General features: G+C 58.9%; 20 protein-coding genes. 6 read left to right on the top strand and 14 right to left on the bottom strand.

The window, feature by feature from the left end:
• Nucleotides 1-13: 13 nt before the first annotated feature.
• The 10 genes from atpH to mioC form a co-directional block, all read right to left on the bottom strand.
• Nucleotides 14-547 carry a F0F1 ATP synthase subunit delta gene (atpH, locus tag BN1134_RS12785; RefSeq protein ID WP_042047669.1) on the bottom strand — a complete coding sequence of 178 codons (534 nt, stop codon included), beginning with the start codon at nucleotides 545-547 and terminating at the stop codon, nucleotides 14-16.
• A 13-nt stretch (nucleotides 548-560) separates the two neighbouring features.
• Nucleotides 561-1,031 carry a F0F1 ATP synthase subunit B gene (gene atpF, locus BN1134_RS12790; protein ID WP_042047670.1) on the bottom strand — a complete coding sequence of 157 codons (471 nt, stop codon included), beginning with the start codon at nucleotides 1,029-1,031 and terminating at the stop codon, nucleotides 561-563.
• 54 nt (nucleotides 1,032-1,085) lie between these two features.
• The gene (gene atpE, locus BN1134_RS12795; RefSeq protein WP_042047671.1) at nucleotides 1,086-1,328 is read right to left on the bottom strand and encodes a F0F1 ATP synthase subunit C; all 243 of its coding nucleotides are present in this window, start codon (nucleotides 1,326-1,328) and stop codon (nucleotides 1,086-1,088) included.
• 60 nt (nucleotides 1,329-1,388) lie between these two features.
• Complete coding sequence (atpB, locus tag BN1134_RS12800) at nucleotides 1,389-2,168, bottom strand: F0F1 ATP synthase subunit A (protein ID WP_042047672.1); 780 nt, start codon at nucleotides 2,166-2,168, stop codon at nucleotides 1,389-1,391.
• Between the two features lie 8 nt (nucleotides 2,169-2,176).
• Nucleotides 2,177-2,587: an ATP synthase subunit I gene (locus BN1134_RS12805; protein ID WP_042047673.1), complete on the bottom strand. Its 411-nt coding sequence runs from the start codon at nucleotides 2,585-2,587 to the stop codon at nucleotides 2,177-2,179.
• Nucleotides 2,588-2,777: 190 nt separating this feature from the next.
• Nucleotides 2,778-3,686, bottom strand: coding sequence for a ParB/RepB/Spo0J family partition protein (locus BN1134_RS12810; protein WP_042047674.1), 909 nt, complete (start codon nucleotides 3,684-3,686; stop codon nucleotides 2,778-2,780).
• Nucleotides 3,683-4,486 carry a ParA family protein gene (locus BN1134_RS12815; protein ID WP_042047675.1) on the bottom strand — a complete coding sequence of 268 codons (804 nt, stop codon included), beginning with the start codon at nucleotides 4,484-4,486 and terminating at the stop codon, nucleotides 3,683-3,685. The genes BN1134_RS12810 and BN1134_RS12815 overlap by 4 nt, the downstream gene beginning before the upstream one ends.
• Nucleotides 4,487-4,514: 28 nt before the next feature.
• A complete protein-coding gene (gene rsmG / locus BN1134_RS12820) occupies nucleotides 4,515-5,141 on the bottom strand; it encodes a 16S rRNA (guanine(527)-N(7))-methyltransferase RsmG (RefSeq protein WP_042047676.1) in 627 nt (208 codons plus the stop codon).
• Nucleotides 5,142-5,149: 8 nt separating this feature from the next.
• A complete protein-coding gene (mnmG, locus tag BN1134_RS12825) occupies nucleotides 5,150-7,039 on the bottom strand; it encodes a tRNA uridine-5-carboxymethylaminomethyl(34) synthesis enzyme MnmG (RefSeq protein ID WP_042047730.1) in 1,890 nt (629 codons plus the stop codon).
• Between the two features lie 508 nt (nucleotides 7,040-7,547).
• The gene (mioC, locus tag BN1134_RS12830; protein WP_042047677.1) at nucleotides 7,548-7,997 is read right to left on the bottom strand and encodes an FMN-binding protein MioC; all 450 of its coding nucleotides are present in this window, start codon (nucleotides 7,995-7,997) and stop codon (nucleotides 7,548-7,550) included.
• Between the two features lie 269 nt (nucleotides 7,998-8,266).
• Between mioC and BN1134_RS12835 the strand changes: the two genes are divergently transcribed.
• The 5 genes from BN1134_RS12835 to fhuB are packed head-to-tail and all read left to right on the top strand — an operon-like array spanning nucleotide 8,267 to nucleotide 15,648.
• A complete protein-coding gene (locus tag BN1134_RS12835; protein WP_042047678.1) occupies nucleotides 8,267-10,354 on the top strand; it encodes a TonB-dependent siderophore receptor in 2,088 nt (695 codons plus the stop codon).
• Between the two features lie 51 nt (nucleotides 10,355-10,405).
• On the top strand, nucleotides 10,406-12,058 hold the full coding sequence (locus BN1134_RS12840) for a multidrug ABC transporter permease/ATP-binding protein (protein ID WP_042047679.1): 1,653 nt from the start codon (nucleotides 10,406-10,408) through the stop codon (nucleotides 12,056-12,058).
• The gene (locus BN1134_RS12845; RefSeq protein WP_042047681.1) at nucleotides 12,051-12,815 is read left to right on the top strand and encodes an ATP-binding cassette domain-containing protein; all 765 of its coding nucleotides are present in this window, start codon (nucleotides 12,051-12,053) and stop codon (nucleotides 12,813-12,815) included. Before BN1134_RS12840 ends, BN1134_RS12845 begins: the two co-directional genes overlap by 8 nt.
• Before the next feature lie 8 nt (nucleotides 12,816-12,823).
• Nucleotides 12,824-13,675, top strand: coding sequence for an ABC transporter substrate-binding protein (locus BN1134_RS12850; protein ID WP_042047682.1), 852 nt, complete (start codon nucleotides 12,824-12,826; stop codon nucleotides 13,673-13,675).
• Entirely contained in the window at nucleotides 13,672-15,648 is a 1,977-nt protein-coding gene (gene fhuB / locus BN1134_RS12855; RefSeq protein WP_042047683.1) for a Fe(3+)-hydroxamate ABC transporter permease FhuB, read from the top strand. Before BN1134_RS12850 ends, fhuB begins: the two co-directional genes overlap by 4 nt.
• Before the next feature lie 405 nt (nucleotides 15,649-16,053).
• Here the strand turns inward: fhuB and BN1134_RS12860 are convergent, their stop codons facing one another.
• On the bottom strand, nucleotides 16,054-17,373 hold the full coding sequence (locus BN1134_RS12860; RefSeq protein WP_042047684.1) for a type II toxin-antitoxin system HipA family toxin: 1,320 nt from the start codon (nucleotides 17,371-17,373) through the stop codon (nucleotides 16,054-16,056).
• Nucleotides 17,373-17,627 (bottom strand): helix-turn-helix domain-containing protein, encoded by a 255-nt coding sequence (locus tag BN1134_RS12865; protein ID WP_042047685.1) that lies wholly within the window; start codon nucleotides 17,625-17,627, stop codon nucleotides 17,373-17,375. Before BN1134_RS12865 ends, BN1134_RS12860 begins: the two co-directional genes overlap by 1 nt.
• 539 nt (nucleotides 17,628-18,166) lie before the next feature.
• On the opposite strand from BN1134_RS12865, the gene BN1134_RS12870 reads away from it, so the two are divergent.
• Entirely contained in the window at nucleotides 18,167-18,796 is a 630-nt protein-coding gene (locus BN1134_RS12870) for a recombinase family protein (RefSeq protein WP_042047686.1), read from the top strand.
• Here the strand turns inward: BN1134_RS12870 and BN1134_RS12875 are convergent.
• A complete protein-coding gene (locus tag BN1134_RS12875; protein ID WP_042047687.1) occupies nucleotides 18,781-19,104 on the bottom strand; it encodes a hypothetical protein in 324 nt (107 codons plus the stop codon). The genes BN1134_RS12870 and BN1134_RS12875 overlap by 16 nt on opposite strands.
• 511 nt (nucleotides 19,105-19,615) lie before the next feature.
• The gene (locus BN1134_RS12885) at nucleotides 19,616-20,365 is read right to left on the bottom strand and encodes a M48 family metallopeptidase (protein WP_232300643.1); all 750 of its coding nucleotides are present in this window, start codon (nucleotides 20,363-20,365) and stop codon (nucleotides 19,616-19,618) included.
• Between the last annotated feature and the right edge of the window lie 2 nt (nucleotides 20,366-20,367).

Raw genomic sequence — 20,367 nt, forward strand, 5'->3', positions numbered from 1 at the left:
TCTAATACCCCAATCAAGATTGCAGCGCGTCAGCCATCCGATCCAACTTACCGCGGAGGGAACCGTCGATAACCAGATCGCCGGCCTTGATGAGCACTCCGGCCATCAAAGACGCATCGATGCTGCAATTCAGCTTCACGTTGCGCGCGAGACGTTTCTCCAGAGAAGCCTGAATGTTGGCTTTCTGCTGATCGGTCAGCTCAGTTGCCGATACCACCTCAGCCTGAACAGTTTTTTCCTGTTCGGCCTTGAGCAGATGGAATTCGGCAACCACCGCCGGCAATACACCCAAGCGACCATTCTCGGCCATCACCCGGATCAGGTTCTGGCCGTGCTCGTTGAGCTGCTCACCGCAGACACCGACAAACACATTTGTCAGCTGGTCGGCAGCCATGGCGCTGCTGATCAGGGAGGCGATGGTGTCGTTTCTGCTCACTTCGGCAGCAAACTCCAGCATCCCCAGCCACTGATCCACCGCCTTGTGCTCAACGGCAAACTCGAAAGCAGCCTTGGCGTAGGGGCGAGCAATGGTAGTCAGTTCAGACATGGCCCCATTCCCGTTACAGTTCAGCTACCAGCTTGTCGACGATGTCGTTGTTGGCAGCCTGGTCGATGTGACGCTCCAGGATCTTCTCCGCGCCGGCGATGGCGAGGGCAGCAACCTGCTTGCGCAGATCTTCTCTGGCACGATGGCTTTCGGCTTCGATCTCGGCACGGCCTTGAGCCAGGATTTTCTCCCGCTCGGCCTGTGCAGCCACGGTGGCTTCATCGATGATCTGGGCCTTGCGCTTATTGGCCTGGTCAATGATTTCAGCTGCCTGCAGCTTGGCTTCCTTCAAACGATCGGAAACGTTGGCGTGAGCCAGTTCCAGATCTTTCTTGGCACGCTCGGCAGAAGAGAGACCGTCAGCAATGACTTTTTGACGGGCTTCGATGGCAGCCATCAGCGGCGGCCATACGTACTTCATGCAAAACACGACGAAGAGGAAGAAAGCGATTGCTTGGCCGAGGAGGGTGGCGTTGATATTCACAGCCTGAGTCCTCTTAAGTTAGTTAATGGGTTGTGCGTCGGGTAGAGGCGGAACTTAACCGGCCACCGCAAACATCACATACAGACCCAGACCAACAGCAATCATCGGAATCGCGTCAACCAGACCCATGACGATGAAGAACTGGGTACGCAGAACAGGGATCAGATCCGGCTGACGGGCAGCACCTTCCAGGAACTTACCACCCAGGATACCGATGCCGATGGAGGCGCCAATGGCAGCCAGGCCCATCATGAAAGCAGCAGCGATGTACAGCAGGTCCATGTTCAAGTTTTCCATGAGGATCTCCAAAATTATTTTAACTATTAATGGTTTAACGGGGTAAAACAGGTTGCGTCATCAATGATCCTGTTGCGCCATCGACAGATAGACGATGGTCAGCACCATGAAGATGAACGCCTGCAGCGTAATGATCAGGATGTGGAAGATGGCCCAGGGCACAGACAGAATCCACTGTGACCACCAGGGCAACAAACCTGCAATCAGGATGAAGATCAATTCGCCAGCATACATGTTGCCGAAAAGACGCAGACCCAGAGAAACAGGCTTGGATATCAGCGTGACGGTTTCCAGGATGAAGTTAACCGGGATAAAGGCCGGATGGTTGAAGGGCTGCATAGTCAGCTCCTTCACAAAACCGCCCACACCCTTGACCTTGATGCTGTAGTACAGGATCAAGAAGAACACGCCCAAGGCCATGGACATGGTGATGTTAACGTCAGCAGAGGGAACCACGCGCAGATAAGGAACACCCATCATCACGGCAGCGTGAGGGATAAAGTCGACAGGAATCAGATCCATGAAGTTCATCAGGAAAATCCAGACGAACACGGTCAGCGCCAGCGGTGCGATCACCGGGTTACGACCATGGAAGATATCCTTGACACTACCATTCACGAACTCGACCAGCATCTCGACGAAGCACTGCAGCTTACCGGGTACACCGCTGGTAGCCTTGACGGCGACCCTGCGGAACAACCAGATAAACAAAACGCCGAGAGCGACGGAAAATATCATGGAGTCGATATTGACCGTCCAGAACCCAGAGCCCACTTGCAGGTGATGCAGGTGGTGGGAGATATATTCCTGAGTGGTCAGGACTTCTCCGGTTGCAGCCATGAGGTTTCCTAGTAGTGGTTGTTAAGAGTGAATGAAGCCATCCACTGTACAACAAGAGCGAGGAAGTAAGCGCAGAAGAAGGGAGCGAAACTGATTTCCATTCCACTGCCAAACATCAGGGCAAAGAGTCCTGTTGTTGTTATGAGCTTAATCCCTGCCCCACCATAAAAGTCCCACAGCACCAGTCCCGCGCTGTGCTTATCCACCTTGCGGCGCATGACCCAGACACTGAAAAGGCATTGAGGGACCCAGAATGCCCCGCCTCCTAAGAGGGCAGAGCGACCCGCCACCTCACCATCCAGCAGAAACCAGACAGTAGCGATGGCGAGGATCAGGACCAACTGACAAACCATCAGAGCTAAGGCCAGTGCCAGACCACCCGTGACTCGACTATGCTTCACCAGAAGACTCCCGAAGATTACAGAACTGTAAAAAATTGGGATCCGAAGACCCCGCGTTTACAGCCATTAAAGCCGGTCAAATTATACCCTTGCAATAAGCTATTGCAACACGGCGCAAATCCTTATTTTTTGCGGCCTTTGACCCGTTATTCAGTATCCTTTCAGATGCAAAGTAATGCATGTTTTATTACTACAAAAAGCGCAAAAATCACGATTCAGACAGGCCAAAATGGCCCAATATCTTGTCCAATTCCGCCAAGTCACTGTAACTAATTACTAACTTACCGCTATCCTTCTTACCCGGCTGAATTAACACCTGATTGCCAACCACTTCGGCCAGCCGGCGCTCCAGAAAGCCCAGTTGCGGGTCGCGTTCCGCTTCCGGCTTGGGTTTGGCCGGCTCCTGGCTCTTCTGTACCAGCCGCTCGGTCTCACGCACCGTGAGCCCTTTCTGTACCACGGCACGGGCCAGCTCGGATTGTGCCTCGCCACTGAGAGCCAGCAGGGCACGGGCGTGGCCCATGTCGAGATCCCCATGCTCCACCAGGCGCTTCACGTCATCGTTCAGTTGATTCAAGCGCAGCAGGTTAGTCACCGTGGTGCGCGACTTGCCGACCGCGTCGGCCACCTGCTGGTGGGTCAGCTCAAACTCCGTCATTAGCCGTTGCAGTGCCACCGACTCCTCGATGGCATTGAGATCCTCGCGCTGAATGTTCTCAATCAGGGCAATAGCGACCGCGGCGTCGTCGGCCACCTCTTTGACCAGGCAGGGCACCACCTCGAGACGAGCCAACTGGGCGGCACGCCAGCGCCGCTCACCGGCAATGATCTCAAAACTCTGCTCCCCCAGCGTACGCACGACGATGGGCTGGATCACGCCTTGGGCACGGATCGAGCTAGCCAGCTCCTCGAGCGCCTCCTGGGACATGTCCTTACGCGGCTGATACTTGCCGGAGCGCAGCCACTCGACAGGCAGCTTGCGCAGCTCCCCCTGGGGGGTGGGCTGCATCGCCTGTTCGGTACGCAGCTCGCTCTGAACCTGTTTCTGACGGGCAGCCGTGCTGGTGCTGAGCAGGGCGTCGAGGCCCTTGCCGAGGCCGCGTTTCTTCGGGGTCATAGGGATTCTCTTTCTGTGATGGCGGCCTGGCGCTCCTGCTCACGGCGGCGCAGCATCTCGCCCGCCAGCGCCAGGTAAGCCTTGGCCCCTACCGAACTCTTGTCGTAGTGCATGGCGGGGGCGCCGAAGCTGGGCGCCTCGGCCAGCCGCACGTTGCGCGGGATGATGGTGCGATAGACCTTGTCGCCAAAATGCTGTTTCAGCTGATCGGACACATCATTGGCGAGGCGGTTGCGGTGATCGTACATAGTACGCAGCACCCCCTCGATGTGCAGGGCAGGATTAACCACGGCCGCCAGCTTGCTGATGGTATCGACCAGGGCGGTAAGCCCCTCCAGGGCATAGTACTCGCACTGCATGGGCACCAGCACCGAATCGGCGGCCGCCATGGCGTTGACCGTCAGCATGTTGAGTGAGGGAGGGCAGTCGATGAAGATGTAGTCGTACTTGTCGCGCACCGGAGTCAGTGCGTTGCGCAGGCGGATCTCGCGGGCGAAGAACTCCATCAGGCGGATCTCGGCGGCGGTTACGTCCGCGTTGGCAGCAATCAGGTGATAACCGCCGGAGGTTTCGGTGATGATCACCTCACCGATCGGGGTCTCTTCAACCAGCAGCTCATAGGCAGTGCGATCGACATCGTACTTGTCGACACCACTGCCCATGGTGGCGTTGCCCTGTGGATCCAGATCGATCACCAGCACCTTGCGCTTGGTGGCCGCCATAGAGGCGGCCAGATTGACACAGGTGGTGGTCTTTCCAACTCCACCCTTCTGGTTGGCAATGGCGATGACTTTTCCCACGCTTTCCCCTAACTCGATTCTGTGCCCGCTAGTCGGGCCGGGTGATATTCAACTCCAGTAGATGGCGCTCTCCCTCCAGCTCCGGCACCACCAGGGTATGGGAAGCGAGCAGAGAGATACCTTCCGGCAAATGGGCCAGCTCCTCGGCGGGATAGATCCCCTTTAACGCGAGAAAACGGCCGTCGGCGGCGGGCAGGTGACGACACCAAGTCAGCATGTCCTCCAGAGAGGCAAATGCCCGGCTCAGCACCCCATCAAAACCTTGTTCGGGTCGAAACTCCTCAACCCGGGACTGTACCGGCGTCACATTGGTCAACCCCAACTCCAGGATCACCTGGCGGATGAAGCGGATCCGCTTGCCCAGGCTATCGAGCAGAACGAACTGTTTGTCGGGATTGATGATGGCAAGTGGCAGACCAGGCAGGCCGGGTCCGGTGCCTACATCGATGAAACGCTCACCGTGCAGGTGCTGACTGACCACCAAGCTGTCCATGATGTGCTTGACCAACATCTCCTGCGGTTCACGCACCGAGGTGAGATTGTAAGCTTTGTTCCACTTGTGCAGCAACTCAACCAACTGAACCAGTTGGGTCTTCTGCTGATCGGTAATAACAATACCGGCCTGCGCAAGCAGGCCGTTCAGTCTTTCCAGCATGGGATTCCTCAAGCGGTCTTACGCAGCAGACCGTGTTTTTTCAGATGAACCAGCAGGATCGAAATGGCCGCCGGGGTAACCCCGGAGATGCGTGAAGCCTGACCAATGGTCTGCGGCTTGGCATCGTTCAGCTTGGCGATCACTTCGTTGGAGAGGCTGTTGACGTCGCGGTAGTCGAGATCCAGCGGCAGCAGGGTGTGCTCATTGCGCAGCTGCTTCTCGACCTCATCCTGCTGACGTTCTATGTAGCCGGCGTACTTGATCTGGATCTCCACCTGTTCGGCCGCCTGGGCATGCTCCAGCGCCGGGCCCACCCCTTCGATCGCCATCAGGCTGCTGTAGGTCACCTCCGGACGGCGGATCAGCTCCTCCAGGGAGTGCTCGCGAGTCAGCGGCGTGTTGACCAGTGCATTGATGGCCTCCAGCGAGGCGTGCTGCGGATTGACCCAGATGCTGCGTAAGCGCTGCCGCTCCTGCTCGATCAATTCCAGCTTCTGGTTGAACTTGGCCCAACGATCATCATCAACCAAGCCGAGTTCGCGGCCGGCCGGCGTCAGACGCAGATCAGCGTTGTCTTCACGCAGCAGCAGGCGATATTCGGCACGGCTGGTGAACATGCGATAGGGCTCACGGGTTCCCAGCGTGGAGAGATCGTCCATCATCACCCCCATGTAGGCCTGATCCCTGCGCGGATGCCAGGGATCCTTCTCCTGGGCACGCAGTGCGGCATTGAGGCCCGCCAGCAACCCTTGGGCACCGGCCTCTTCGTAGCCGGTGGTGCCGTTGATCTGACCGGCAAAGAACAGGTTCGGCACGAACTTGCTCTCCATGTTGGCCTTGAGATCCCGAGGATCGAAGAAGTCGTACTCGATGGCGTAGCCAGGGCGGGTGATGTGGGCATTCTCGAAGCCACGGATCGAACGAACGATCTGCACCTGCACATCGAACGGCAGGCTGGTGGAGATGCCGTTCGGATAGAGTTCGTGGGTCGTCAGCCCTTCGGGCTCGACGAAGATCTGGTGTGACGTCTTGTCAGCAAAGCGAGTGATCTTGTCCTCGATCGAAGGACAGTAACGCGGGCCAATCCCCTCGATCACCCCGGCGTACATGGGGCTGCGATCCAGATTATTGCGGATCACCTCGTGGGTCTGTTCGTTGGTGTGAGTCACGAAACAGGGGATCTGCCGCGGATGCTGGCTGGCATCGCCGATGAAAGAGAAAACCGGGGTTGGCGTATCGCCCGGTTGTGGCTGCATCACCGAGAAGTCGACGCTGCGGGCATCGATACGCGGTGGTGTTCCCGTTTTCAGACGGTTGATGCGCAGCGGCAATTCACGCAGGCGCTGAGCCAGGGCGATCGAGGGGGGATCCCCGGCTCGGCCACCGCGGTAATTCTCCATTCCCACGTGGATCAAGCCGTTGAGGAAGGTCCCCACGGTCAGCACCACCGCCTTGGCGGTGAAACGAAGCCCGGTCTGGGTGATCACCCCCACGACGGCATCACCGTCCATGATGAGATCGTCACAGGCCTGCTGGAAGATCTTCAGGTTCGGCTGGTTCTCCAGCATCTGGCGTACCGCCGCCTTGTAGAGCAGGCGATCAGCCTGGGCGCGAGTGGCTCGTACCGCAGGTCCTTTAGAGGAGTTGAGCGTACGGAATTGGATCCCGCCCAGATCGATGGCTTGCGCCATGATCCCGCCCAGAGCGTCAATTTCCTTGACCAGGTGTCCTTTGCCGATTCCACCGATCGCCGGGTTGCACGACATGTGTCCCAGGGTATCGATGTTATGGGTCAACAACAGGGTATTCATGCCCATGCGGGCTGCTGCTGTGGCCGCTTCAGTACCGGCATGACCGCCGCCGACGACGATCACATCAAATTGTTCGTGGTATTGCATCTGGATCACCTTGATCTGCACGCCAGAAGATCGCTGTTTGCCTGCTTAAAAAGGCGGGACATTCTATCTGTTTACGGTCGGGAGGGGAACGTCTACTTAACGTCCAATATAGATCCAGGATCCGCTTAGTAGATCTTAAGGATCTTTAGATCGATCTTTTATTGGATCTTTTATTAGATCCGACGAGATCTGTTGATAAGCACTTTTTGATCAGAAAGATCATTATCTTAAGCACGATCATCAACTGTGGAAAAGCTTGGATCCTAGGGGTGGATGGCAGGGGACAACTCGGGTATTTATACACAAGCCTCCGCCAGGCCAAAAGTAGTACATTGGATAACTATAGGTTTTAAAGAGGATCTAAGTGTAGTTATTCACAGTTGTGGGTGTCGTTGTGGGTAAGATTAGGGAAACTGATCTAAAGCGGATCTGTTGATAACTAGGTGGACAGTCATTTTGCGCAAAGGAAAGACGGGAACGCCGGAAAGGGGCGATCCCGTACTACTGATCATCCGATCAGGGGTATCCAGTCGCGGATCCAGATCTCGGCGGCGTCTTCCGGGATCTCGTAACGGGTCACATCGATCTCCAGGCGCGTTCCAATCCGGCTGGCTCCGCATGCGGTCAGTTGCTGATCCAGTGCCTTGCCGGCGGCGCAGAAGGTGTCGTAATTACTGTCACCGAGCGCGATAACGCCATAGCGGCGACCGCTAAGATCCGGTTTTTTAGCACAAAGATCCTGATAGAAGGGTTGCAGGTTGTCGGGCACGTCACCGGCGCCGTGGGTCGATGTCACCACCAGCAAGATAGCGTCAGGGTCGGCCAGCACCTCGTCGAGGCGCGCCGGATTGTGTTCAGTGGCTCGATGATCCGCCTGCTCCAGCAGGGCAGCCACATGCTCCGCCACGTACTCGGCGGCACCCAGCATGGAGCCGATCACGATATGAATGTGTGCCATTGCAAAGATCCTGGTTGAACAAGCAAGTGGCCGATTCTACCCCCAACTCATGTGGATAAATATGGATAAAGGGTGGGGACAAGATCCGTGAAGCGATCCATGGCCGGATCGGGTGGGGAAGATAACATTTTTGTTTTTCATCAATCTAAATGCAAATGATTGGCAATTAAATAATCGATTCGAGCCTTGTGCTGTTGTAGCATTTACCCGCTTGATTGCGGGCGTCTGATCGCCTTGCACACCATAACAACAGCAACCGAGATGCTCGTATGAACGTTACTCCTTCCCCCGTCTGCCGGGCCGTGCTGTGGGGGCTCTCCCTGACGGCGGCCGCTCCCTTGGTTCTGGCTAGTGAATCTCCGGCGCTCCAGCTCGAGCCGGCTGAGACCATGATCGTGACCGGCACAGCCATGAAGGTCGAGGTGCCCATGGCCGAGACCGCCCGTTCGGTATCGGTGGTCAACCGTGAAGAGCTGGATCAGCACGCGGTACAAAAGCTCGATGAGGCGCTGCGTTACCGCTCCGGCGTACTCTCCCAGGCCTATGGCTCGGACAATGACACGGACTGGTTCAAGGTGCGCGGCTTCGATGCGGCCAACTATCTCGATGGTAATCGCCTGTTCAGCACCGGCTACTATGTGTGGACGCTGGAGCCGTTCGGTCTCGAGAGTGTCGAACTGCTCAAGGGGCCGGCCTCGATCCTCTATGGTGAGGCGCCCCCGGGCGGGGTGATCAATGCCATCGCCAAGCGCCCCACCGCCAAGCCTCGGGGTGAGCTGGATCTGCAACTGGGCAACCGGGATCACCGCCAGATCGGGGTGGATGTCTCCGATGCGCTGACCGACCAGAGCCGCTACCGCATGGTGGCGCTCTACAGCAAGCGCGATGGGGTGCTGGATGGCAGCGAGAATGAGCGCCTCTACCTGGCGCCGAGCGTCACGCTGGATCTTTCCGATCGCAGCGCCTTGACCCTGCTGGCCAGCATCAAACACGATGAGGGGGTGCCGACCAATGGCTTCTTCCCTGTCTATGGCACCATCAACAAGGCGCCGGGCGAGATCGATCCCAGCACCAATCTGGGTCAGCCGGATTACGATCGCAACCGCAACACCCAGATCTCGGCCGGTTATGAGTTCAGCCACCAGCTCAATGACACCTGGGAGTTCAAGCAGAACGCCCGCTTCAACTACAACGATCTGCTGCTGCGCAGCACCTATATCTTCCCGGCTTATGACTGCACGACGGCTTACCGCGGCCTTATCTATCGTGACGGCAAGACCAAGAGCGTGCTGCTCGACAACCAGATGATCGGCTACTGGAGCGGCGAGCGTACCGAGCAGACCCTGCTGCTCGGGGTCGATTTGCAGAGCCATGGCAACGACGGCGTCGAGGCCGACAGTTTCGGCATGGGGGCCATCGATACCCAGCAGCCGGACTACTCCGCTTTCCCCGGCTTCGATCCGGCCACGGCCACCTATCAGAAGAGCCGCAAGGAGCAGAGTGGCCTCTATGCACAGCATCAGATCCGCTGGGATGATCGCTGGTTGCTGACGGCGGGGGGGCGCTACGACTATGTGGAGACCCACAACCGCAGCGAGAAACTGGCCAAGAACGAGAACCAGTATGATGACGAGCTTTCTCTTTCCGGCAGCATCATGTATCTGGCCGATAACGGTCTGTCACCCTACCTGACCTACGCCGAGTCGTTCGAGGTGCTGGCGGGGATGGACCCCAACACCAAGAACGCCTACAAGCCGCTCAAGGGCAAGCTCTACGAGACCGGCATCAAGTACACACCGCGTTTCATGGATGGCTATGTCAACCTGGCCCTGTTCGATCTCGAGCAGACCAACTCGCTGGTGGCCACCGGCTCCGGTCAACAGACTCAGGCCGGCAAGGTCACCTCGCGCGGCGTCGAGCTGGAGGGCAGCGTGCAGGCCACCGAGGGGCTGCGCCTGACGGCGGCCTACACCTACACCGATGCCAAGACCAACGACAGCGGGGAGGGGGAGCGCAGGGCCAGCATGATCCCGCGCCACCAGGCCTCCTTCTGGGGGAACTACAAGGTGCAGGCGGGCCCGGCTTCCGGTCTTGAGGTGGGATCTGGGGTGCGTTACACCGGATCGAGCGTCGGTATCGGCGCCGTGGATGCGGCCTACAACCCCATCTATGGGTCGGCCAAGGTGCCGGCCAACACCGTCTGGGATGCGATGATCGGGTATGACATCGACAAGCACTGGCGGGCCCAGCTCAACGTGACCAACCTGCTGGGTGAAACCTATATCGCCAGCTGCGATTACTACTGCTACTACGGCGAGGAGCGCAGCGTCATCGGCTCCATCAACTATCGCTGGTAAGCCAAAGAGGCCGCCTGCGGGCGGCCTTCTCCCCTGTTATACGTGACACACATGAAACTGCTTGCTCTGGTCTATCGCCACTATCGCTGGCCCTTTCTGGCCATCACCCTGCTCAGCCTGCTGAGTGCCCTGCTCGGCATCGGGGTGATCGCCTTCATCAACCAACGCCTCATCACGCCGGTGGGGGAGCCACTGTGGGTGCTGGCCCAGCTGCTTGGCCTCATCGTTCTGCTGCTGGTGCTGACCCTGGGCAGCCAGCTGGCTCTGACCACCCTGGGCCATCACTTCGTTTATGCCCTGCGTGGCCGCTTGCTCAAACAGCTGCTCGACACCGATGTGCAGCAACTGCGCACGATCGGCAGCGCACCTCTGCTCGCGTCGCTCTCCAGCGATATTCGCAGCATCACCCTGGCCTTCGTGCGCCTGCCCGAGCTGGTGCAGGGATCGGTGCTGACCCTGGGGGCCTGCGCCTATCTGGCTTGGCTCTCGCCCGGCATGCTGCTGGTGACGGCGCTGTGGGTCACTCTGACCATGGTCGTCGGCTGGCTGCTGGTGCAGCGGGTCTACGCCCACCTGCACCGGATGCGCGGCGCCGAGGATCGCCTCTATCAGGACTATCAGGCGATGATCGAGGGGAGCCGTGAGCTGATGCTCAACCGCCAGCGGGCCCAATGCCTCTATGCGGAGCAGTACCAGCCCAACGCACTCGATTACCGCCACCACGTGATCCGTGCCGACACCTATCACCTGAGCGCCATCAACTGGTCGAATATCATGATGCTGGGGGCCATCGGCCTCTCGTTCTTCCTCGCCAATGGCCTCGGCTGGGCCGACGGCGCTGTGGCCTCCACTTTTGCGCTGACCCTGCTGTTTTTGCGAACCCCTTTATTACAGGCGATCGGCGCCCTGCCGACCCTGGTGGCGGCCCAGGTTGCTTTTGACAAGCTGGCCGCGCTGGCGCTGGCCGAGCACAGCGAGCACTTTGCCGGGCAGGCCCCCCGTCCCTGGCAGCGCCTGACGCTGGAGGGGGTGAGCTTCGGTTATCAGGGGGGATTTACGGTGGGGCCGGTCGATTTCACCGTGCGCCGTGGCGAGCTTATCTTCCTCATCGGGGGCAACGGCTCGGGCAAATCGACCCTGGCCATGCTGCTCACCGGCCTGCATCGTCCGAGCGCAGGCCGCCTGCTGCTCGATGAGCAGGAGGTCGATGACTGGCACGCCTATCGCGGCCTCTTCTCCGCCATCTTCACCGACTTTCACCTGTTCGACCGCCTGCTCGGGCCACAAGGGGTCGATCCGGCCCTGCTCGATGAGTGGGTGGCGCGGCTCGAGATGGGCCACAAGTTGCAACTGGAGGGGGAGCGCATTACCGACATCCAGCTCTCTCAGGGGCAGCGCAAGCGGGTGGCTCTGCTGCTGGCCATCGCCGAGCGGCGCGACATCCTGCTGTTTGACGAGTGGGCCGCGGATCAGGATCCCCAGTTCCGCCGCATCTTCTACCAGGTGCTGCTGCCGCGCCTCAAAGAGATGGGCAAGACGGTGATCGCCATCAGCCACGACGATCACTACTTCCACCTGGCCGATCGGCTGCTCGAGATGCGAGCCGGCCAGTTGCATGAACTGGATGCGCAGGAGCGGGCCTGCGCCAGCCATGACGTGGTGGCCCGCCTCGATCTGCGCCACAGCGGGGGAAGCCATGTTTGAGATGAACGGCGCCGGGTTTGCCATCGATGGCAAACCCCTGCTGCAACCGACCACCCTTCGCTTCGATGAAGGACGGGTCTATGGCCTCATCGGCCACAACGGCTCGGGCAAGTCGACCCTGCTCAAGCTGCTGGCTCGCCAGCAGCCTTTCTGCAGTGGCGACATTCTGCTCGACGGCCGTTCGCTGCGCGAGTGGGAAGCGCGCCCCTTCGCCCGCCGGGTGGCCTATCTGCCCCAGCACTTGCCGCCTGCCGACAACCTGCTTGGCCGCGAGCTGATCGGGTTTGGCCGCTTCCCATGGCGTGGCCTGTTCGGCCGCACCCGCAACGAAGACAAGGCGCAGGTGGCGCGCGCCATTGCCCTGACCCACACCGAGGCATTCGCCGATCGGCTGGTCGACACCCTCTCCGGCGGTGAGCGCCAGCGGGTCTGGCTGGCCATGCTGCTGGCCCAGGAGAGCCGCTTCATCCTGCTTGACGAACCGCTGGCCGCCCTCGATGTGGCGCATCAGGTCGAGGTGATGAGCCTGGTGCACGATCTCAGCCGTCAGCTTGGGCTTGGGGTCATCGTGGTGATCCACGACATCAACATGGCCGCCCGCTACTGCGACGAGCTGGTGGCCCTGCATGGCGGCCGGGTGCTGACCCAGGACACGCCGGGCGAATTGATGCGCGAAGAGACCCTGAAGGCCATCTATGGCCTGCCGATGCGGGTGATCCCCCATCCGCAGTCCGCTTACCCGATCGCCATCGTATGAGGGGTGCCATGAAGCAAATTGCCCGACGCTGGCTGCTGGCCGCCCTGTTGCCGCTGTCCACTGTGGCGGCCCCGCGCATCGCCACGGTTGACTGGACCATAGGGGAGACCCTGCTGGCGCTCGGCACCCCACCGCTGGCGATGGGAGATCTGGTTGCCTATCGCGCCTGGGTCGAGCAGCCGGTGATGCCGTCCACTGTGGTCGACATTGGCCTGCGTGCCCAGCCCAACCGCGAGCTGCTGGCCGAGCTGGCCCCCGATCTCATCCTCATCTCGCCGCTGGCGGCGCCCCTTGCGCCGACGCTTTCGCGCATTGCGCCGGTGCGCTCCATCCCCATCTATGACCCGCAAGGGGATTACTGGGCGCAGCTGCGCCAGGCGACCCTGACCATCGCCGATCTGGTCGGGCGGCGCCCCGAGGGGGAGGCCCTGCTCGCTGAGTTGGAGCAGCACCTGACCACGCTGGCGGGCAGGGTACCGGCCACGACACCGCCGCTGCTGCTGGTGCAGTTTATCGACGAGCGCCACGTGCGGGTGTTCGGCCAGCACAGCCTGTACCAGTCGCTGCTCGGCAAGCTGGGCCTGCGCAATGCCTGGCAGGGAGAGGTCAACTACTGGGGCTTTGCCGCTATCGGCATCGACCAGCTGGCTCCCCTGCGGGAGGCGCAGCTGGTGGTCATCGAGCCGGTGCCGCTCGGGGTGCAAGAGCGGCTGGCGGAGTCGGCGCTGTGGCAGACACTGCCGCTGCTGCGTGACCATGCGCCGCTGCAGCTGCCCCCTGTGTGGAGTTTTGGCGGCGTGCTGTCGGCCAGGCGCTTTGCCGACCAGCTGCTGTTGACGCTGACCGGGGAGGGCGCATGAGCGTGCATCGTTATCCTGCTGCGCCCCTGTGTGCCGGCCTGCTTGGTCTGACTCTGCTGCTGGCGTTGTGCTCTCTTGACCAGCAGTTGCCGATGAGCCTCTGGTGGCAGGGGCTGCTGGCCCCGGCCCCGGATCAACCGGGCCAGCTGGTGCTGCATTTTTCCTGGCTGCCACGGCTGGCGCTCTGCCTGCTGGCGGGGGCGGCCCTCGGCCTGGCCGGTCTCTTGTTGCAGCAGGTGCTGCGCAATCCGCTCGCTTCGCCGACCACGCTCGGGGTGAGTGCCGGCGCCCAACTGGCGCTATTGCTGGCGACCTTGTATGCCCCCGCCCTGCTGGTGGTACGCGAAGGGGTGGCATTGGCCGGCGGCGGCGCTGCCATGGGGCTGGTGTACCTGCTCACCTGGCGACGCAGCCTGACCCCGCTGGTGATCGTCTTCGCCGGCCTTGTGGTGAGCCTCTATGTGGGGGCCATCAGCTCGGCCCTGATGCTGTTTCACCAGGAGGAACTCAAGGGCTTGCTGGTGTGGGGCAGCGGCGCCCTGACTCAGGATGGTTGGGGAGGCGTGGCCCGGCTGCTGTGCTATCTGCTGCCGGCGCTGGGGGTGGCGCTGTTGCTGCTGCGCCCGCTGGCCCTGCTCGATCTGGACGAGGCCAGCGCCCGCAGCCTGGGGCTGCCACTGCGTCCGCTGCGTCTGGCGGCCATCGCGCTGGGGGTGTTTCTCACCGCCAGCGTGGTCAGCGTAGCCGGGGTGATCGGCTTTATCGGGCTGGCTGCGCCGGCGCTGGTGCGCCTGCTCGGTGTGCGTAGCTTCACCCAGCGCCTGCTCTGGTCGGGCCTACTCGGCAGTTTGCTGCTGAGCGCCACCGATCAATTGCTGCAACTGCTGGCCGGTTTGACCAGCATGCTGTTGCCGACTGGCGCCATGACGGGGCTGCTCGGCGCTCCCATGTTGCTTTGGCTGATCCCGCGCCTGGTGCTGCGCAAACCGCCTCCGAGCAAGGTTGCCAGCGCCCCGGCTCGCCGCCATCCGATGCCTGCTCGCCTGTTGTGGCAGTTGTTGCTGGCTCTGCTGCTGGTAATGCCGCTGGCCCTGGCATGGGGGCAGGGGGCCATGGGGTGGCGCTGGTTGCCGGGCGAGCTGTGGTCTAGCCAGCTGGAGTGGCGGTTGCCGCGGTTGCTGGCGGCGGCGGCCGTTGGATTGCTGTTGGCCCTGTGCGGCACCTTGCTACAGCGCATCAGCCGTAACCCCATGGCCAGCCCTGAGCTGCTTGGGGTGAGTGGTGGCACCGTCATGGGGCTGCTGCTGGCGGCGTTGTTGTTGCCGATGCTGCCGTTGCCGCTGTGGCTGCTGTGTGGGGTGGTGGGCGCTCTGTTGACCCTGCTGCTGCTGGTCGGTATCAACCGGCGCAGCGGTTTTCAGCCGGAGCGGGTGCTGCTCTCAGGGCTGGCCATCACCGCCATGCTGGAGCCATTACAGAGTGTGGTGATGGCCAATGGGGATCCGCGGGTGCAGCAGTTGCTGAACTGGATCGCCGGCTCCACCTACTACGTGACGGCGCCGGTGGCGACGGGGCTGGTGCTGGTGGCCCTGTTGCTGCTGGCGCTTGCCCTGTTGCTGGTGTGCTGGCTCGATCTGCTACCGCTCGGCCAGGCGGCTGCGGCGGCCCTCGGGGTCAATTTGCGGCGGGCTCAGCTCTGCTTGCTATTGCTGGTGGCGGTAGGGACGGCGCTGGCCACCCTGGTGATCGGCCCCGTCTCCTTTGTCGGCTTGCTGGCGCCACACCTGGCTCGCATGTTGGGGCTGGTGCGGGCTCGCGATCAGCTGCTCGGGGCTGGATTGGGCGGCGCCCTGCTGATGGTGCTGGCCGACTGGGCCGGCCAGCAGTGGCTCTTTCCCATGGAGTTGCCGGCCGGGTTGGTGGCCACCCTGATCGGTGGCGCCTACTTCATGGGGTGCCTGCGCCGGATTTAGCGGGAGCCAAATAAAAAAAGCCCGGGAATATCCCGGGCTTTTTAGTCTCTGATGCTCACTTGCCGATGCAGAATGTAAATAATCTATTATCTTCAATATGTTAGTTACTTTTCGGGGGCCGCTTGGGGTAAAAGTAACTAAAACAGCATATTGAGAGGCCGCTCACGGGTTTCTGCTATCGTGCAGCGTTCCCATATAGTCCATTCTCGATCGTGCAGCCTTCCCATATGAATCAACGCGATGCTACTACACGCATTCAAAACCGCTTTTTAGGTGAGTTTTGAACATATTTTGCACCGACCATAGCACCGTCCGGTGCCTGGAAAGCCGCTTTTACTCTTCGAACCGTGCAAACTTCCCATAGGTGGTTTGGCTAACCGTGCAATCATCCCACATACCGCCAATTTAATCCCAGCCCTTTATCAGCCTGGCTGAGCGGGCTTTTAGGCCCTCTAGAATGGTGCTGCTGATGGCATCGGGGAAGCCCGCTGGCAATTGCTGGGTAACACGCTCAATAACATCATCAACGGAGTTGGCCAGTTCTGTCAGGATCTCTTCCATAGCAGAACGCTCAAATCCCACAGCTTTCGCCGTTTGGAAGAAATGACGCGGGAATATCTGCTCAATGGCGTATTTCTTTCCCTTGCTGCTTGCTAGGCCCATAGCGAGCTTGGCGTCCCTTCGGTTGAGGCCTCGGCCGCCAAACACTGGATAGACAGATAGGATGTCGTAAAAAGGGGTCAGGCGAAAACGCCCTTCCGGTTCAATAAAGACCGAGAAGTTCTTTGCATGGCCATCGGTGGCCGCCAGCAGCCAGAACAGGACCTGAGATTTCATGAACAGGTAGCGATCCTGTTCTGGTGTCGCAGAGCCCAGCAAGGTTTTCATGATGTCAGTGATCCCTGGTCCTCCATGGCTCTCGTATTTCCGTGCTGACGGAACATTCAATACCTGACAGAAATCTTCTTGGGGAAGACGCATGATCCAACTGCGATCGGCAGCGTAACGTCTGTCGAAGCGTTCCACAGCCAGTGCTTTGACCTGGCCAACCTGCATCATGAAGCAGTGAGGTACGGGTAGACCAAACTCCTTGGCAATCAGAATGCAGAGATATTCGTTTTCTACGCTCTGGGAGAGGTCTATCGAGTAGGAGTGGCTTTCAATCTTGCCGATAGGGAGTTTGATTATGTGGGTTGTCGGCGTTGCGTTGAGTGGCAAGTACCAACGGCCATCGAGATAGAGCAGCGCAGTCTTTTCTTGTGCCCCGGCGATAGAGATCCGGAACTCCTCTTGCTCCCTGACCATCCCCAAAGGGATTCCTGATTTGTAGCTGGTCAGGATCTGCTCGAGCTCGTCATCGGAAAGGGCCTTGTAGTCGATTCGCCTGACATCTGGAACATCGTGTCCTTCGGTAACCAGCTGTAATGCCCCTACGCTATCCTGACCAATGCAACTGAGCAGATCGAAGGGCTGGGTTGATTCCGCTTGATAGCGTGCAACAACCCTGTTCCTCACCTCTGCATTATCTGGCAGCAGGTTATCAAAGAAGTTATAGGCTTCATCGCCCCGGTAGGGCTGATGGCGCAATGGCATGGAGAGTGAGAGCGGACGGTTGCCCGGTTGTGCTAGCCATGACTCATGGTACTGAAATTGATGGGCGCCGCTGGTAGTTTTGGTGAATGTGCCTACCCGATAGCCGTTCATATAGACAGCCAGATTGGCCATTACCACTCCTCCTTCCAGCCCGATGCCGGACTATCGGATGACTCATTGCGGGGTTTGATGTCCAGTGACAATTCGAGTGCCGCGAGGATCTTGAACAGGGTCTCCAGCTTGGTGGACTCAGGATTGAGCTCGAAGCTGGAGACTGTGTCTTGCCTAATCCCCACTTTCTCGGCCACTTTGCCTTGAGAGAGCTTTTGAGAAAGCCTGGCATCCTTGATACAGGCGCTCAGCTGCTTGGCGCTGGTTACTTTCATGATTCGACAACCTGGTAGCGTGCCTTCTTCCAATTTACACGCTATGACAGATATATCAATATTTACCTGCTGTAGAGGGTAAGTATCATTTACACGCCATAGGCGGTATTTAACATTTATCCCCTATAGCGGGTAAGAGAACAGCAGGCGGGGAGATTACCAAGCCATGGGGTAAAGAACTGCCGCGCTGCGCTTGGCTGCTGGCTTGTTCGGTGAGTCGAAAAGATGACTCACCTCAAAGCCCAGCTTCTGTAGATTTCCTCCTTTAGCATCCCATTCAGCAGATCAGGAATGGTGAGCAACATCGCTTAAATACTCAAATACAACTCAAAAGCAACTTTGTGATGACGGATCACACTTAAAGTTTGTTCTGTCAGATCAGAAGGCTATCGAAAGGTCGTGTTTCGATCGTCATGTGGTGGTTCTAAAAAGGTATACCTAATAGGAACTGCATCTCGGGTGGAAAAAAACTATTTTGGAACCATTTAAAATGCACTAATGTTAAGGAACTATTTAAAACAGACTTAAGGGTGACATCGATGTTCATTCGCGCTTATCTGCGAGCCTCCACTGCCGATCAAGACGCTGAGCGCGCCAAGGAGCAGTTGGTGACCTTTGCCAGGGAGCATGGCCACCAGATCGCCTCTTTTTATGTTGAGAACGAATCCGGGGCTACGCTGGCCCGGCCCGAGCTGATGCGGCTTATCCGCGATGCCGGGCCCCGAGACATTGTTCTGGTGGAACAGATTGACCGCCTTGCCCGTTTGAACCAGGGCGACTGGCAGACGTTGAAGGCGCGCTTGGCGGAGAAGCAACTGGCCATCGTCTCCCCCGAGCTGCCAACCTCCTGGGTGGCATTACAGGGTGAAAGCGGCTCCGAGTTCACCAGCGCCATCTTGCAGGCCGTCAACGGAATGCTGTTGGATATGCTGGCCGCCGTGGCCCGCAAGGACTACGACGACAGGCGGCGTCGGCAACAGCAAGGCATTGTCAAAGCCAAAGAGGAGGGGAAATACCGTGGTAGGCAGAAGGATGAGAAGAAGCGTCAGCACATCGCCAGGCTGTTGGTGACAGGCCACAGCTATTCAGCAATTCAGGAGATGCTTGGCTGCTCTCGGCACCTTATCGCCAGTGTGGCCAAGGAGGCGCGCAGTCAGTTCCAGAAGTAGTAATTTTTGATGACCGGCCCACCCTTGCGCTGAGGGCGTGGGGTTGCCTTGAGGGTTTTCGCTGTCCAGACAAGCGAGATGCTCAGCGCTGTGAACAGCCCGGCGGGCCAGTGCCAGCAGGTGAGGGCGGCAAGAGCCAGTAACAGCAGCCTGGCCGTGATAGGCCGCCTGGTAGCCCATGCCAGTATTGGCCAGCACCAATACACCAGCGGCAGGCAGATCAGCAGCCAAGCAAACAGCGTGTTGCCCAGTGCCATCAAGCCCAGCACTACCACCGCCATGAGGGCGATATCAGCGATCGGTTTCATGGTGCCGCTCTTTTGCATGGGTCTTGTAGCTATACAGGCTCCACACGAAGACAAGCGTGAAGAAGGCCAGCAAGCCTACCATCCCCCAACTGAACGCATCCATCGTGTTACTCCACCACTGAACATAATTTCAGCATGTCACTGAAGGCCTTGGTGTTCAATCAACTTATTGAAAATGTTGACTTTGTTAGTTCGTGACAAAGTTGGAGTACTGGAATCCAGTGGCTTATTGACCAGTGGAATCAGCGCCCTCATTCCCGGCCAATCTCTGTCCAATTCCTTTCCACATAACTATCTATCTGGAATCTTGGTGAGGATATTCCAGATAGTGGAATGTCGCTTCAGAACGAGCCCCTGGAATCTGGATAGGGGCTTTCCCATCTATCTGGAATGTTCGTGCTGTTTTTCGCTCTGGAATGTTGGTCGTCTTATTTGAAGGGATGATGGACCTTGGTGTGCTGGAATTGATGGGGGCGGATTCCTATCTATCTGGAATTTTTCCCCTCATATTTCAGGATATCAGCAGTCGGTGGGCCATCCCATCGAGCAGCAGCTTGGTCTTCTCCCAGGTTGGCATCACCTGACTGAGCAAGCGCCAGAATCGCTCGCTGTGGTTGTGCTCGGCAAGGTGGCAAAGCTCGTGGAGGATGACGTAATCAATGCACTCTCTGGGTGCTTTTACCAGATGAGGATTGAGTGTGATCCGGCCATTGGGTGAACAGCTTCCCCATTGGGTTTGCATATTCAGCAGGCGTAGCGGAGGGCGATCCACAACCCACAAGGCTTGTTCCAGCATGGCATCGAGACGTTTGGCGAAAAGCTCTCTGGCGCGGGTTCTATACCATTGGGTCAGTTGAGCCTTCACTGTCTCGGGTCCTGGCTGCCTGACGGATACTTCCAGCTTGCCTCGCAGCAGTTTGACCCCTTGCACACTGCTTGGTGCAACGATGACCTTGAGCAGGTATTGCTTGCCGAGATAAAGGTGACTCTCGCCACTGACATAACGGCGTGGCGTAACATGTTCCAACTGCTGACGAAAGTCACGCAACTGTTCGTAGATCCAGCGGGCACGTTTTTTTACCGCCGCAAGCACCTCTTCATCTGGCGTTTGCGGCGGGGCCATCACTTCAACCCGGCAGTCAGGATGTACCTTGATCAGCAGTTTGCCGGCCTTGGGTCTGGTGAGCCGTTCGAACCGGATGAGCTCGCCGCCATAGGAAAAGTGCTGGAGTCTATTGGCCATGTTGCCGGAGGTACTCATCT

This window comes from Aeromonas simiae (genome assembly GCF_000820125.1).
GTDB classification, from domain to species: domain Bacteria; phylum Pseudomonadota; class Gammaproteobacteria; order Enterobacterales; family Aeromonadaceae; genus Aeromonas; species Aeromonas simiae.